At 40.7% G+C, this 15,098-nt stretch carries 10 protein-coding genes; 7 read left to right on the top strand and 3 right to left on the bottom strand.

Going from position 1 to position 15,098, the window contains the following annotated elements; all coding sequences use genetic code 11:
* The first annotated feature begins 118 nt into the window (after positions 1 to 118).
* Positions 119 to 697: a hypothetical protein gene (locus ACFSKV_RS10370; protein ID WP_380802229.1), complete on the top strand. Its 579-nt coding sequence runs from the start codon at positions 119 to 121 to the stop codon at positions 695 to 697.
* A 120-nt stretch (positions 698 to 817) separates the two neighbouring features.
* Here the strand turns inward: ACFSKV_RS10370 and ACFSKV_RS10365 are convergent, their stop codons facing one another.
* The gene (locus tag ACFSKV_RS10365; protein WP_380802226.1) at positions 818 to 2,269 is read right to left on the bottom strand and encodes a hypothetical protein; all 1,452 of its coding nucleotides are present in this window, start codon (positions 2,267 to 2,269) and stop codon (positions 818 to 820) included.
* Between the two features lie 165 nt (positions 2,270 to 2,434).
* Between ACFSKV_RS10365 and ACFSKV_RS10360 the strand changes: the two genes are divergently transcribed.
* The gene (locus ACFSKV_RS10360; RefSeq protein WP_380802224.1) at positions 2,435 to 4,399 is read left to right on the top strand and encodes a tetratricopeptide repeat-containing sensor histidine kinase; all 1,965 of its coding nucleotides are present in this window, start codon (positions 2,435 to 2,437) and stop codon (positions 4,397 to 4,399) included.
* Positions 4,396 to 5,013 carry a response regulator gene (locus ACFSKV_RS10355; RefSeq protein ID WP_380802221.1) on the top strand — a complete coding sequence of 206 codons (618 nt, stop codon included), beginning with the start codon at positions 4,396 to 4,398 and terminating at the stop codon, positions 5,011 to 5,013. Before ACFSKV_RS10360 ends, ACFSKV_RS10355 begins: the two co-directional genes overlap by 4 nt.
* Before the next feature lie 76 nt (positions 5,014 to 5,089).
* Here ACFSKV_RS10355 and ACFSKV_RS10350 read toward each other — a convergent pair whose 3' ends face one another.
* Positions 5,090 to 7,207 carry a beta-L-arabinofuranosidase domain-containing protein gene (locus tag ACFSKV_RS10350; RefSeq protein WP_380802218.1) on the bottom strand — a complete coding sequence of 706 codons (2,118 nt, stop codon included), beginning with the start codon at positions 7,205 to 7,207 and terminating at the stop codon, positions 5,090 to 5,092.
* 315 nt (positions 7,208 to 7,522) lie between these two features.
* Positions 7,523 to 8,845 (bottom strand): aminotransferase class I/II-fold pyridoxal phosphate-dependent enzyme, encoded by a 1,323-nt coding sequence (locus tag ACFSKV_RS10345; RefSeq protein ID WP_380802215.1) that lies wholly within the window; start codon positions 8,843 to 8,845, stop codon positions 7,523 to 7,525.
* Positions 8,846 to 9,014: 169 nt separating this feature from the next.
* On the opposite strand from ACFSKV_RS10345, the gene ACFSKV_RS10340 reads away from it, so the two are divergent.
* The 4 genes from ACFSKV_RS10340 (at position 9,015) to ACFSKV_RS10325 (ending at position 15,064) form a co-directional block, all read left to right on the top strand.
* Positions 9,015 to 9,824 (top strand): SprB repeat-containing protein, encoded by an 810-nt coding sequence (locus ACFSKV_RS10340; protein ID WP_380802213.1) that lies wholly within the window; start codon positions 9,015 to 9,017, stop codon positions 9,822 to 9,824.
* Positions 9,825 to 10,038: 214 nt separating this feature from the next.
* Positions 10,039 to 11,361 carry a prolyl oligopeptidase family serine peptidase gene (locus ACFSKV_RS10335; protein WP_380802211.1) on the top strand — a complete coding sequence of 441 codons (1,323 nt, stop codon included), beginning with the start codon at positions 10,039 to 10,041 and terminating at the stop codon, positions 11,359 to 11,361.
* Positions 11,362 to 11,780: 419 nt separating this feature from the next.
* Complete coding sequence (gene katG, locus ACFSKV_RS10330) at positions 11,781 to 14,051, top strand: catalase/peroxidase HPI (RefSeq protein WP_380802210.1); 2,271 nt, start codon at positions 11,781 to 11,783, stop codon at positions 14,049 to 14,051.
* 134 nt (positions 14,052 to 14,185) lie between these two features.
* Positions 14,186 to 15,064 (top strand): EamA family transporter, encoded by an 879-nt coding sequence (locus ACFSKV_RS10325; protein WP_380802208.1) that lies wholly within the window; start codon positions 14,186 to 14,188, stop codon positions 15,062 to 15,064.
* Positions 15,065 to 15,098 lie beyond the last annotated feature (34 nt).

The following is a 15,098-nucleotide window of genomic DNA, read 5'->3' as shown; positions in this document are numbered from 1 at the left end:
GGATTTTTCTTACAATGTTTCAGATCCTAAGGAAGGGAATGACACAAAATCCCTGTTTTAGGGGATTTCATCCTAAGGGATAATTGGGAATACTTGCTCAAATAAAAATCTAAACACTATGAAAAATCTAATCTTAACCATTCTGTTGATAGGATTTTCAGGAATCCTTGCTGCCCAATCCAAGTTTGGAGCAATCAGCTACCAAATGCCGGATAATTGGGAAGCCATGCCGGTCGGAGACAACCAGTTAATTTTCATTCCATCAGATCCGGATTGTAGATGCGCATTTTTTCCCACTTTACCTTATCCTATTCAGTCAGAGCAGGAATTTATTTCCTTAAGGGAGCAAAAAATCAACGACTTGGGATTTCTGAGGAATTATCACAACCCAACTGAAATCTCTACCATGGAAGGATGGAATTATTTCGGAAGTTTTGCTGAAATAAACAGTCTCCTTGATAAATTTGGAATGATCCATGTTTTTTCAGCTTCCAATTTGAGTACCGGATTTATGTATGAGACAAGCAATACAGTTTGTAAAGATCAAATTTTTCAAATTATGTCCACCATAGGAATTGATACACCTACAACTCAAAGCCCAGAAACTCAGAATTCCAAAAATACAAAACCCAAACCCATCAAGGATCTCAGAGGCATAGCTGACCCCAATAAAGGGAAGGGGAAAGGGAAAAATTAAAGGCAAAAACACGATTAATTCCTGTCCTGGTTTTCAGGACAGGAATTTTTCTTGGCTGTTCAAATTCTAGTTAATATCAACTTTTTTCGTTGGAAGCTTATTATTGAATTTTAACTAACATTATTTAATCTTTACCAGCAGGTATTCTTCCCCTGTCTGATTGTTGAGGTAGAGTAATCTTCCACCTTTAACTGTTTGGAAATGTGCGTTAAAATCATGGGTTTTACCTTCAAAGCGATTAGTCATAGAAATATTCCATTCTTTTATTTTTGTTGCCCCTTTAAATTCTTGTTGAAAAGTATTCATTGCTCCAATAAAACCAGTTGCTCCATTGTGGATCCTAGTGTATGTGTTCCCTGAAAAATTAAATGTGGCAATGGTGGCTGCGACAGTAGCACCTGCATATGCCCCGGTAACTTCATTGTACCACTGGGTCATTTGACTGCCCCCGCTTTGCCAGGTACCGTTTAGGTCATTAGGCCCAATAGCAAATTTGTTGTATCTGCTCATAGCTGCCAGATCGGAAGTCCAGCGGTCGGCTGCTATTGGAAATTGTTGTCTCAAGCCATTTTCATCCAAAGTGCTTGCCATAGTAAGCATTACAGCATTAGGAGAGACGGTCAAATACATTCCAAAAAATCTCCGCTCCCCGGTCTGAGGATCTTGACCCCATCCTTCCACGTATTTTGGTTTGAAAGAACTGATAAATTCTCCTGCATCTTGATAGGATTTAGAAGTTGTTTTGAAAATCGGTGCCACATGGTTGTCCCAATAAAAATCCCTATCCATCACCCCCGTACCATCAAAAATTTCACTTTGGTAGGGCAAAACAAAAAACAAATAAACTTTCGTTTCACCCTTTTGAACTAAGACCCAATCTGGATGGATGGTGGAAACCCAACCGTCATCAAAATTGCTTGTGGTAAATTGAAATCCTGTGAATGGTGCTACCGGAGTCTTTGGAACAGATGAATTAGAGGGAGGATTCTGAGATGGGGAATGGGATTTGGCCGGAGGATTTGGAGCGGGAACTTGCTGACTCATCGGAGGCGAAGTTTTTGACCTTGATGGAGGTAAAGGAGGAATGTAGGCTGGAATCGTGGAATGAGTAACATTAGAGGGAGCCTGACCAGTGGAAGGAGTTTGTGCTGTTTTTGGAATTTTGTTGGACCTACCGATGTAAAAATTGGTTTCATCATTATCCATCGAAATAAAAATCAAGAAAGCATTTTGGCCTTTAACCAGCCAGGCGATCCGATTGTCATTTGTTGGAAGAATTTCAAAACCCGATTTTTCCAGTTCCCCAACTAAAACTTCGGCATCAAATCCCGATTGCGTTGTGGGCGGCAGCGTATACACTTCCACTTCGGAAATGCTGACAGAGGGATCATTTACTTCGGTTTCGAGTAATGAAGCCGCCGCCACAGTGGATAAAAAACGCTTATCCTGCTTACTCCCATTAGGAAGCTTAAGATTCAAAGCAGTAATCTGATTGGCTGGTATGACATTTTTCTGGGCATACGCAATCAGAGGAATAAAAAACGATAAAAGCATCAGTAAACAGGATTTCATAGTGATTGGTATTTGGGATGAATAAACGTAGGGGTAGTTTTCCCTAATCGAAATCCTGTAAAAGAAGGATATTTTATTCCTATTAAAATCCTGTAAAAAGGGGAGGTGTTTGGATACAAATAATTTCTTAATTTGTATTGTTTACCTCCTCATATGCTCCGAAGAATGAAAAAAATTCTGTTCCTCCTAGTCATTTTCTTTCTGAGCCAAAATTTAGCCGCACAAAAATACTTGGCCGATAGCATCATGTTGACCCTACAACAGAACCTTCCTGATAGTTCAAGGGCCTACAATCTGATAATGCTGGCCATGTACACTGAGCCAATTGATTTGGCAAAGGCGCATGAAATCTATAAGCAGGCCGTTGATTTTTCCGTTGAAAAAAACCTGGGATACTATGCTGGGCTTGCATTGTTCTACGAATCAACTCCCTATGAACTCAACGGCAAATACCAAAAACAGAAAGAAAACCTAGATCGTGCAGCGCTATTTTTCCGACAATCCCCCCACCCCAAGGCGAAAAGAGAGGAAGCGAGGGTGTTCGGAGGTTTGTCCAATTATTACCGACACTCCGATATGCTCGATTCTGCTGTGGAAGCATCGCTCATTTCAATCAAGCTGCTCGAAGGTTTGAAAGAGTATCCAAGACTTTCGACCCATTGCGTGAATTTAGCTATGATATTCCAGCAGCTTAGTCTGCCCGAAAAACAGAAAGAGTATGTAGACAAAGGGTTGGATTTTGCGAAAAAGGCCAACCATCCCAGTAACCTGCTGCTTGGTTATTTGCAGCAGGCCAATTACTTCACGGAAATTCGCGATTTTCAGAAAGCAAAACTTTACGCTGATTCTGCATCGCCCTATTACAGCGATAGTTATGATTTTTCTAGAAAACAGAATTATTTTTTGATAAAAGCAGGTACTTTCCAGAATATCAGCAAATTCGACAGTGCCATCCATTATTTCGAGAAAGCGTACGAAAATGGCAAAGCGGTAAGTTCCCGCTGGAACATGACCGAGCCCCTAATGCAAATAGGGTACATTTACTTTAAACAGAAAAATTATCCCGAGGCGGAAAAATATGTAAAAATGGGACTCGAGATTGCTGAAACCGATTCGATTCTCGTCTTTATGAAGGAAGGTTACGGTACCCTTAGTGATATTTATGCAGCAAGTGCGAAATTTAAGGATGCATATAATTTTTTAACTCAGCACAATACCATCAAAGACAGTTTGCAAAATGAAGAAAGAAAAAGGTTTGCACTTGATTTGGAAAAAAAATATGAATCTGAGAAACAGCGCAACCAAATCCTCAAACTGGAAGCACAAAATGCCAAGCAATTTGCAGAAAACCAGAAGAGGCAGCTTACCATTTGGATTTTGCTCATTTTGGCAGTGTCGTTAGGTACAATTGTTCTGCTTGTAATCAGAAAAAATCAACACAAGCAGAAGCTTCAACTTCAAAAAATCAAAGAACTCGAAACTGAAAAACAACTTGCTGCCACTGAAGCAGTTCTCAAAGGAGAAGAAAAAGAGCGAAGCCGCCTAGCCAAAGACCTTCATGATGGCTTGGGAGGATTGCTTTCCGGAATAAAATTCTCATTTCAAACTATGAAAGGAAACTTGATATTAACCCCAGAAAATGCACGGCTTTTTGAAAGAAGTCTGGACATGTTGGACACTTCTATTATGGAGATGAGAAGAGTCGCTCATAACTTGATGCCTGAAAATCTGATCAAATTTGGTTTGGATGTGGCTTTGAGAGATTTCTGCGAAGACATCAATCAGAGTGGGGTCATCGAACTCAGGTACCTTTCCTTTGGTCTGCAGGGAGAGGAAATTGATCAGACCTCTTCAATCTCTATTTACAGAATTGTACAGGAACTCGTCCATAACATCCTCAAACATGCCGAAGCCAGAAATGGCCTGGTGCAGATCACGAAAACAGGAAAACAGGTTTTTCTGGATGTGGAAGATGATGGCAAAGGTTTTGAGCATTCCAAAATGCTGCTCAGTTCAGGTATTGGCTGGTCCAATATCAAAAGCCGTTTGGAATACCTGAATGCTAAATTTACACTGGACTCCGCTCCTGGTAAGGGAAGCAGTATCCATATCGAAATTGAATTGCCATGAAAACCAGGCTTTTTATAGTAGATGACCACTATCTTGTCATAGAGGGAATTCGTTCCTTACTTCAGCAGGAGAAGTCCATTGAGTGGATGGGGCATGCCACCAATGGGGAATCCTGTTTGGCTTTTCTCGAAAAGAATGAACCTGAAGTAATCCTTATGGATATCAGCATGCCGGGAATTTCCGGAATTGAGCTTTGTAAGGTGGTGAAAAGCCGGTATCCCGGTGTCCGGATTTTAGGTCTTAGTACCTTCAACCAGCGAAGTTTTGTGGAAAAAATGATAGAAAGTGGAGCCAATGGATATGTCCTTAAAAATGCCAGTAAGGAAGAATTACTGAAAGCTATTGAGGCAGCCAAAACCTTTAAATCCTATCTGAGTTTTGAAGCCTCACAAGCTTTAAAAAGAAACTCGGAAAAAGAAGCACCTGTTTTAACCCGAAGGGAAAAAGAAGTGTTGGAACAAATTGCCGAAGGTCTCACCAATCAGGAGATTGCTGATAAACTTTTTATAAGCGCTACCACAGTGGACACCCACCGCAAAAACCTGATGGTCAAATTTGAAGCAAAAAATGTGGCTGCTTTGATACATCTTGCAGGCAAAAGCGGATATTTGTAAACTAAAGGCAAGCTTTAGCTGCCAAAGAATAGACCATTAGCGCTTTAAACAATTTTAATTTTTTGGCCAAATTTACCTACTCCACCCTCACCACAGGAAATTCTGTAATCCTTAGCGTTGTGCAGCCATAAGGCGCAAGGGTAATTTCCCGTCTCCTTCCTGCTAGTTCGGCAGCTGAAATGAGCTGGGGGATATCCTCGGAAAGTTCAGGGGCGCTCTTTACAGTCCTCCACTCAGGAAGGTGGACACCTAGTAATTTCAACTCCAGGGGTGCATTTTCCAGGTTCCAGGGATAGTCACCGTTCCACTCCCGTTCTATCAGTTGCACATTTTCGGCCAGATTTGATAGCATGTTTTCCTCCAGAGCAAAGTTCCAATCACTTTTTGGAAACACTTCCCAAAACGCACGGAAGCGGTCTTTCCTATCCTTTTGCCGTTCTTCAGAGTCGACCTTTAAACTGAAAACTAAGGGTCCTCGTTCGATCGAAACCATTCCTTTGTACCAAGTCGAGCTTTTCAATTCCATGGATAAATTCAATATGACTCTGTCCCCGCTTTTCCAGGTTCTATTAAGAATGACTACCTGATTGCTGGTTTCAAAATTTACCTGTTGCCCATTGATGGTAATCTTTGGATTTTTCGCCCAAGCAGGAATCCTTATATGGAAGGGGAATTCAGCATCCTCAGATAGTACCAATTCAAAATCAATGGTCTCCCGAAACGGAAAACCTGTTGTCTCAACAATCTTAAGATCGACGCCATCTGCTACTTTCATATGCACTGTGCTTGGGGCATACAACAAGGCAGCGACACCACCATCAGGTGTGGCATAGAAAAGGTTCTGGACAAATTTGGGCCAGGATTGGTGCATGTTGGTGGTACAGCAGGGATATCCAGAGAGCACGCCAAAGACAAAGTCTGTCCCCTCGTGATTGGTTTTTTCAAAGGAAGTTTCCAGTTGGTCTGTCAATTCCACTTGGTTGGCAGCCTGGAAATATTGTCTGGTTTGGTAATCGTCGGATGCCTGCGTCGGAAGGGCATTGTAGGTAATTTTTTCCAAGAGATCCGCAAATTCCATATCTCCGGTTATTTTGAGAATGGTTTCCAAGGAAAACATTTCTTCAGCGATAGAGCACAATTCAACGCCTTGAATTGGATTGTTGCCGTGCAAGGGTTCATCCCCTCCATACATCCCTGTGGGCTGGCCGTGAAATTTATTGAGGTCATTGAGGGCTTTTTTAACTGCTGGAAGGGCTTCAGAATCTTTACTTTTTTGGAAATAAATCAAAGGCTGTTTCAATCCTTGGGCCACATTGACCGTGTGTAGACCTGGTACTTTTGACAAAGTCAACACAGACATTTCTGCCGAATCAAAAGGATAGCGCTTGAGTTTGTTATAAAACCAAGTGTCGTCAAACTGGAATGGATTTTCTTCATTGATGTATATTTTTTGCCATGGGAAAGTCTGTTCCTGGATCAGATCCCCAAGTTCAAGCAAAAATGCATCTCCTGTGATGTTATACAGCCAATACACCACCATCAGGTTATCGCCCGCCCTTCGGTTGGCCCATAGGGAAAGGTGATCCAAGGGCTTTTGGGGAAGAGTCTTCAGTTGGTATTGGAAATATTTGGTCAGGGCATTTATGATGCGCTCATCTCCAGTAGCTTGATAATATTGTTGCAAGACTTTTAGCATCACCATCTTGGGCCACCAGTCTTCTCTTGGGCCTTTTTGAATGCCCCGTTCTGGTTCAGGTTCGACCTCAAAAGGAATAGGCCCCAAATACCCGGATTCGGCTTGGTTGACTAGTGTCCATTCGATCCAAGGTTGTGCTTTTTGCTTCAAGCGCTCATCGTCGAGGATATACGCCAGCGGAATAAGGCCATCGATCCAATAAGGTCCCCGTTCCCAGACATCACCATCTCCTCCCAACCAGCCGTTTCTCGGGCCCACAACTTCTGGATAGATCTCATCCAAGTGTCCTGTCAATCCATTGGCCATCCGTTGAAGTTGATCTTCAAGCCAGCCTTTGGCTTTGATACTTCCCAAAGGAAGTTCTAAGTAAGCTGTGGGCTCCAAAGGTGTCCTATTGGTCAGGTAATGGGCTTTTATCGGAATTTGTTCTGAGGTGCTGGAAGGGGAACAGGATATTAATAAAACGCATAAGGCCAGTATAGGGGTAAGTTTATTCATAGCAGCTTGGGTTTTCTTTCTGTCAATCCCATAAATTACTTCAAATTGGGTTAATAATAAAAAAACGCCAGTATTTATAAATGCCAATTACAAATCTTTAAAGTCACCCTGAGATTTTAACATTTTGGAAAAAGTACAGGAAGGGTAATGACAATATTTCGGGTTATGCTGATCCCAAGAAATTAGGAAGAAGCATCTCCTCAATTTTAAGAGACCCTTCTCTCGAACTATCGGGATCAGGGTGACGGCAAAGTAATTTGCCTATGGTGGTGATAAGGTATCCTGTTCCAACGATTTCAAGTTATTTCTAAATATTTAGGTATTTCTCCTTTTTGTTATATAAGCACTAAATCTTTCCATGGCAACCTCTAAAGCTTGATGGTCAACACTTGAAATTACAAGCCTGAAAAGACCCTTTTTCTGATGACCAAAGCCAGCTCCTGGAGTGAATAAAATTCCTGAATGTTGGTAAATATCTAACCATAAATCATGTTGGCCTTTATCAGAATTTTCCAACAGAAATTCAGATAGATCAGCCCAAACAAAAAGACTTCCATAGGAGGGGTTGAATGGTATTTCTGATTTTTTTAGACAACGGACTACCATTAAATAGGATGTTGTCAGCGCTTTTTGGTTTGTTTCAATATAGGCATCCAAAAAAATTCTGTCTTTCAAGACCTCAGTCAGGATCCACTGGGTATAATTTGAAACCGAATGGGAAAGACCTGCATTTCGGTAACCTCCGATCAAATCTTCATTGTAAGAATGTAGCAAACCAACCCTGAAGCCTGAAATACCAAAATCTTTGGAAAAGGAATACCAAAAATGCAAATATGGATTTCTTCTTTCAGCCATCAATTGTGCGAAGGAAACAAAATGAATAGGGTTTGGGTAATCTTCCTTAATTTCCGGATTACTGGTATCAATCCTGGATAGTCCATAAATCTCATTGACTATTAAGTGTATTTCATTTTTTATGCACCAGTCAGCTAAATGATTGAGTTGATCTTCGGAATAAATAGAACCAGTAGGATTGTCAGGAGTGGTCAGAATCAACATTCTGAAATTACTTCCTGATGATTCAATCTCTAATTTGGATTTTTCAAGAAGCTCTATTGATAGAGGAATGCCATTCTTGATTTCTTCTATTTCATGATGGGTCTGAAGATTATATCTTTTTATGCCTGGAATTACCCCGATATCGGCTGAGTATACCGGATAACTGGGTGCTGGAATCACAGCGGTATCCCCATGGTCTGCCAATAAAAAAGAAGTGAGTTCTATTACTGAGGTAGCCCCGGATGAAAAGGCCAAGGTCTCTGGAGGGATTGGGACATGGGTTAGATAACCTGATAAAAAATGAGCTGATGCTTCCCTTAAGGATAATACTCCTGCCGGATCTCCATAGCTGGATACCCAATCAGGTATTTCTTGGCTTTTAGTAATGGCCTGGATTTTTTCTTTAAGCGCATCCCAACAGAGTTGGTTTTCTGCTACATTCATTGGGAATTTTCCTTCAGGATTAGTGTAGTGATGGTATCTGTCTTCCATCGCTTGAAAGTAAATATCCATATCCACCCTCAGGGGTTTTTCTGCTGCCTTAAGTCCTCTTTTAGAGAGATGGTGATTGCTTTTCATGATATATGATTATGCATTGCCTAAATTAATGAATGTTAATCTTTTTTTTGACTCTCTCCCATAACCTATTTAAGATAAGCGTAATCAGGTATACCTGTATATAAATCGGCTTGAAAAATGATTCAAACATTAATAGCAAAAATCGGTTACCATTAAAACCCCCAACACGATGAAGCACAAAAGTTTAGAAAGGCTTGTTTATATTGCCTTGATCAGTAGTATTTTATTTTTTTTCCAAAATTGTTCGGAAGCAGAAAATCCTACTGAGTTTGATTGTGAATTTTCAGATCTGAGAATAGAGTTTAATTCAAATAACCCTAACAATTGCAGTTCAAAAGACGGTTCTATTATCCCTGTGGTGACTGGAGGTAAAGGACCCTATCAATTTAGCTTGGATTCAAGCCCTTTTCAGACTGGTGCAAGATTTGAAAATTTAGGTGCAGGAACCTACCAATTGAATGTTAAGGATCAAAATGGTTGTATCAAATCTGTTTCAGTAAACCTTCAGTCACCTGAATCTGACCTTACAGCAAGCATAGAGACAACGGACAGCGGTTGTAATCTAAATAACGGAACAATCATCATTGAGCCTTTAGGAGGTGTAGAACCATATACATATCGGTTAAACAATGGATCTTTGAGTGCAACAAATGCTTTTTTTGAACTTCAATCCGGAAATTATAAGGTTGAAATCATTAATAATACCGGATGTTCTACAACCCAAACCGTCAAAGTGTTAAATGGCGTGAAATTTAATGAAACAATTTGGCCAATATTGGAAACTAACTGTGCCATAACTGGATGTCATTTAGAACAGGGAAACATAACTTTTACAAAATTTGAGAATATCCAGGTTAGGACAACAGATATATTAGCCAGAATCCAAAGTGGAAATATGCCAAAAAACAGACCTAGGTTGAATCAAAATGATATAGATGCAATAATATGTTGGGTGAACGACGGTGCTCTGGAGAATTAGATTTTCAAGTTATATTATGTAAAGGAAACTGTTTGAATGCTATTTTGGACGGTTTGATCATTTAGTTGAATGCTACGGCTTAATTATTAAAATAAAAGGGCTTTATGTAATTTTCTTAAAGGAGAATTACAAAAAGTCCCCATTCCTGTAATTATTCTATATATGGCCGTTTATTTCCATTAATTTTTGCTCCTGAATTATTGCTAATCTACCCATGAACAGAATAACTTATTTATTTATCGTGTTGGCTTTCTTTTTAAGCCAAACTTCCTTTGGAGGTATTGCTTTTTCCCAATTTGGAGATCATTCAAACCCTGCAAATACTCAGGGAGACTACCGATGGGTGGTAGAAGGGTTTGATTGGGGACCTGCAGTCAATAAAGTCATTTTATCCTTAGCAGAAAACACTAAGGAAGCCCAAGCTGCCCATTATCAGGTATACGCCAACCGATTCTTGGATGGAGTTGAAATCCCTGCTGAGAATGCTTCAGGAATGCGTTCTGTGGTCTATGCTTATATATCTGATGAAAAAGGAAATCGACTTGAAGAGGGAAAAAATATTACCCTGGTACTTGGAGTAAGTCCTGCCATGCCATTAGGTTCACCCTTCCAATATACCAGAATCAACAACAGGGGACGGAATTATTGGGTGGATTATAGATTGACTATCATTCACACCAAAACCGGTCAGGTCTGGAACAATCCAGTTGGGAAAATCATGCCTTTAGTGGATGATTTTGACCTAACAGGAAAATTTAGTTACGGCAACAATCAATACATGTCCTATGCAACTTACACTCCAGCTAACATTAAAGGAAAAGTGCCCTTAATTATCTGGCTTCATGGTGGGGGAGAAGGTGGATACGATCCTACGGTGGCCTTGCTTGGTAACAGGGCAGCTAATTATGCTTCTCCAGAAATCCAAATTCTATTTGGAGGTGCCTATGTCTTGGTCCCTCAAGCTCCAACCTTTTGGATGCAAGGTCCAGAAGGGATGACCAGAGGAAAAGATAATGATGTGTACAACGAGGCCCTTTTTGCTTTGGTTCAAGAGTTTGTGTCAAAAAACCCCAATATCGACCCCAAGCGGATTTATGTCGGAGGTTGTTCAAACGGGGGCTATATGTCTCTCAAACTGATATTGGAACATCCAGACTATTTTGCAGCAGGGTACATCAGTGCGCTTGCATATCACAATGAGTTCATTACCGATGCACAAATCCAAAAAATCAAGAGTGTTCCTATGTGGTTTATCCATGCCAAAGAGGATCCAACAACTATCGCTGATCAAACAGTTGTTCCTTTGTACCATAGACTTAAAGCTGCAGGTGCCAAAAATGCACATTTCTCCTTCTACGACCATGTTACCGACATCACAGGGTTTTATGGGGGAGATAATTACAGGTACAATGCCCACTGGTCCTGGATCTATAGTCACTCAAATTTAGCCAGAACCGACTTTGATGGTTCACCGGTCATGCTCAATGGAAGACCGGTAACGATTATGGAATGGTTGGCAGCGCAACGGAAGAAGTAAGGGGAGAAAACTTGGATTTCGAAAGGCAGATTTCGGAGATGGACTCAAAATGTTGAATTTTGGCTCAGAAAAAGAAAATTGATTCCTTGATTTATTGAATTTGAAATTTTACAATCTAAGTATACCCAACTCTGTAGGTAAAAAAATTTAGTTTGGGCCAATATCAATATCCCTTGCTCTTCATTTTCTTCTTTTTTATTCAGAATAGGTAGGAAAACGATTTGTTTTTTTATGATTTTTATCAGGTTTATTTTAAGGGAATTCTATCAATAGCCTAAATTATAGGTTTTTGCTATGTTATTTGTTTAGTTATTGATTTTCTCAATATCTATATCGAGAAAATCAATTTCCCTTAGCCATATTGAAGCTTTAATTTTGTTAAATTAATAGTGTATTTATTGATCATAACTGATAAAAAAATGAAAAAATTTATTGTATTTCTCTGGCTATTTGGAGCTACGGTCTCGATGGCTATGGCCCAGGAAAAAAGCCATGATGCTTCCAAAGTTGATGGCTGGTCCGGTGCCACGAAGAAGAGTAGTACTGCTATGAGGGCAACAGGAAATGCTGAATGGTGGCCTAATCAGTTGAATTTGGGTATACTTCGCCAGAATTCTTCCCTGTCGAACCCTATGGGGGAGGACTTTGATTACATTAAAGAATTTCAAAGTTTGGATTATGAAGCCCTAAAGGGTGACTTGCGAATTCTGATGTCTGAATCCCAGGACTGGTGGCCCGCTGACCATGGATATTACGGTGGTCTGATGATCCGTATGGCCTGGCATAGTGCCGGTACTTACCGTACTGGCGATGGTCGTGGAGGTTCACGTGCAGGACAGCAGCGTTTTGCGCCTTTGAACAGCTGGCCTGATAATGCCAACCTGGACAAAGCCAGAAGATTACTTTGGCCAATCAAGCAGAAGTATGGGAATAAAATATCCTGGGCTGACCTGATGATCCTTGCCGGTAACGTGGCTTTGGAAGCAGCAGGGTTTGAAACATACGGATTTGCAGGGGGTAGAGAGGATGTATGGGAACCTGAGATTGATGTTTATTGGGGTGCTGAAGGCGAGTGGCTGAGTGATGCCAAGCGTTATTCTGGAGATAGAGAACTGGAAAATCCTTTGGCCGCTGTTCAAATGGGCTTAATTTATGTGAATCCAGAAGGGCCAAATGGCAATCCTGATCCTGTATTGGCAGCACATGATATCCGTGAGACTTTTGGAAGAATGGGAATGAATGATGAAGAGACCGTAGCTTTGATCGCTGGTGGTCATACCTTGGGTAAAACCCATGGAGCGGGTCCAGCTAGTCATGTAGGCCCAGAGCCTGAGGCGGCTCCGATTGAAGAGCAGGGTTTTGGATGGAAGAGTTCTTACAAATCAGGTAAGGGAGCCGATGCCATTACTTCAGGTTTGGAAGTAATCTGGACACTGACACCCAATGAGTGGAGTCAAGGTTATTTCAAAAGCTTGTTTGAAAACGAATGGGAATTGACAAAAAGCCCTGCAGGTGCCCACCAATGGGTTGCAAAAGATCCTAAGGTTTTGTATCCTGATGCTTTTGATCCCAATGTGAAACACAAGCCAACGATGTTGACCACAGACCTTTCTATGAGGTTTGATCCTGAATATGAAAAGATTTCAAGGAGGTTTTATGAAAATCCAGAGGAGTTCAACAAAGTCTTTGCGAAAGCATGGTTTAAATTGACCCACAGAGATATGGGTCCAAAGACCACTTACTTAGGTCCTGAAGCGCCTAAAGAAGATCTGATCTGGCAAGATCCTATCCCTGCGGTAAACCATGATTTGGTGAATGCACAGGATATCACAGCTTTGAAAACCCAACTTTTGAATTCCGGTCTTTCTCTTTCAGAAATGGTTTCCACAGCTTGGGCATCTGCTTCTACTTACAGAGGATCTGACAGAAGAGGAGGAGCCAATGGTGCGAGAATCATGTTGGCTCCTCAAAGAAACTGGGAGGTAAACAATCCTGCACAATTGAACAAAGTATTGGCTGCATATGAAAAAATCCAAAAAGATTTCAATGCTAAAAGTGGAAGTAAAAAAGTTTCTATGGCTGACCTGATTGTATTGGGTGGTACTGCAGCAGTAGAAAAAGCTGCAGCCAATGCTGGTTATAAGGTTACGGTTCCTTTTACTCCTGGTAGAATGGATGCCAAGCAAGAACAGACAGATGTGGCTTCATTTGCATTGCTTGAGCCAATGGCTGATGGTTTCCGCAATTACCTGAAGAAGCAATATTCTGTTTCCACAGAGGAACTATTGGTTGACAAGGCACAGTTGCTGACCTTAACCGCTCCTGAAATGACTGTTTTAGTAGGCGGTATGAGGGCTTTAAATGCCAACTATGATGGTTCTAAGCATGGTGTCTTCACTGACAAGAATGACATGCTGACCAATGACTTCTTTGTGAATTTGTTGGATATGGGTACAGAGTGGAAACCTGCTGACGATACCAAAGAGAAATTTGAAGGAAGGGATAGGAAAACCGGGGCCTTAAAATATACAGCTACCAGAGCTGACCTGATATTCGGGTCACATTCTGAATTGAGAGCTTTGGCTGAAGTATATGCCCAGGAAGACAACAAAGAGAAGTTTGTAAAAGACTTCGCAGCAGCCTGGACCAAAGTGATGAACTTGGACAGATTTGATCTGATCTATAAGTAAAGCCTAGATTACAGCTTTCTATTAAAGCACAGTGCCTTTGCATTCTTCTGGCTACATAGCTATAAGGAAGCAAAGGCGCTTTTTATTTTTTACTACCTTAAAAAAATTCTTATTGTTTCTAAATTTGGAAGTATATGGGAGCAGGCAGTCTTTTGATAATTGCAATTTTGGCGCGCATTTTTTCGAATCCCTTGTCCAACGTGATCCAAAAGCAATTGACTATCAGGCAGCATCCATTTTTTGTCAACTTTATTTCCTATTCGGTTCTGGCACTGATTAGCATATTTTTGATTTATGATTTTCCAATGTTGGATTTGCCTTCCGGGTTTTGGTTCTATTCGATATTGGGAGGGATTTGTGGAGCTTTTGGAAATGGATTTTTGGTCAAGGCATTAGAATTGGGACAATTGTCTGTTTTGGGTCCTATCAATGCTTACAAATCGGTGGTGGGAATAATAATTGCATTTTTTCTTCTTGGTGAGATTCCCAATGCTTTTGGCTTTCTGGGAGTTACCCTAATCATTGTAGGTAGTTATATTGTGTTGAACAATGAGGGTGGAGGTTCTTCCTTAAAAATATTTAGAGAGGAGGCAATCCTTTATCGCCTATTGGCTTTGATTCTGACAGGTACCCAGGCCGTTTTTGATAAGCAGGTTATATTGCATTCCAACCTTACCTTGGCTTTTGCCAGTTGGTGTTTTTTCGGAGCTCTGTTTTCCTTGCCTATATTATTCCTGTTTAAGGTCAAATTCAGAAATGAATTCAGAAAAATCGATCTATCATCTTTAATAAAATATTTCTTGCTTTCAGTTTCAGTGGCCATTATGGTCATTTCTACCAATTATACCTTTAGTCAGATGCAGGTAGGCCCTGCCCTTGCCCTTTTTCAGGTTTCCATCTTGATCTCCGTGTTTTTTGGATACCGCTTTTTTCAGGAAACCCACCTGCTCAAAAAGATCATCGGTTCATTGATCATGATTGCAGGCTCGGTTTTGATTATTTTGTTAAATTGACACACCAATCCAAAGGAAGTATTGGGTTGATGAG

It is taken from the genome of Shivajiella indica (assembly GCF_042683085.1).
Taxonomy (GTDB): domain Bacteria; phylum Bacteroidota; class Bacteroidia; order Cytophagales; family Cyclobacteriaceae; genus Shivajiella; species Shivajiella indica.
Note: the sequence above shows the minus strand (reverse complement) of the source record. Positions and strands in the feature narration are given on the sequence as shown.

What these genes read in the sequence shown, in the direction of transcription:
- ACFSKV_RS10345 (WP_380802215.1), bottom strand. Translation starts at nt 8,845, where the DNA reads ATGAAAAGCAATCACCATCTCTCTAAAAGAGGACTTAAGGCAGCAGAA.
- ACFSKV_RS10335 (WP_380802211.1), top strand. Translation starts at nt 10,039, where the DNA reads ATGAACAGAATAACTTATTTATTTATCGTGTTGGCTTTCTTTTTAAGC.
- katG (WP_380802210.1), top strand. Translation starts at nt 11,781, where the DNA reads ATGAAAAAATTTATTGTATTTCTCTGGCTATTTGGAGCTACGGTCTCG.
- ACFSKV_RS10355 (WP_380802221.1), top strand. Translation starts at nt 4,396, where the DNA reads ATGAAAACCAGGCTTTTTATAGTAGATGACCACTATCTTGTCATAGAG.
- ACFSKV_RS10350 (WP_380802218.1), bottom strand. Translation starts at nt 7,207, where the DNA reads ATGAATAAACTTACCCCTATACTGGCCTTATGCGTTTTATTAATATCC.
- ACFSKV_RS10365 (WP_380802226.1), bottom strand. Translation starts at nt 2,269, where the DNA reads ATGAAATCCTGTTTACTGATGCTTTTATCGTTTTTTATTCCTCTGATT.
- ACFSKV_RS10325 (WP_380802208.1), top strand. Translation starts at nt 14,186, where the DNA reads ATGGGAGCAGGCAGTCTTTTGATAATTGCAATTTTGGCGCGCATTTTT.
- ACFSKV_RS10360 (WP_380802224.1), top strand. Translation starts at nt 2,435, where the DNA reads ATGAAAAAAATTCTGTTCCTCCTAGTCATTTTCTTTCTGAGCCAAAAT.
- ACFSKV_RS10370 (WP_380802229.1), top strand. Translation starts at nt 119, where the DNA reads ATGAAAAATCTAATCTTAACCATTCTGTTGATAGGATTTTCAGGAATC.
- ACFSKV_RS10340 (WP_380802213.1), top strand. Translation starts at nt 9,015, where the DNA reads ATGAAGCACAAAAGTTTAGAAAGGCTTGTTTATATTGCCTTGATCAGT.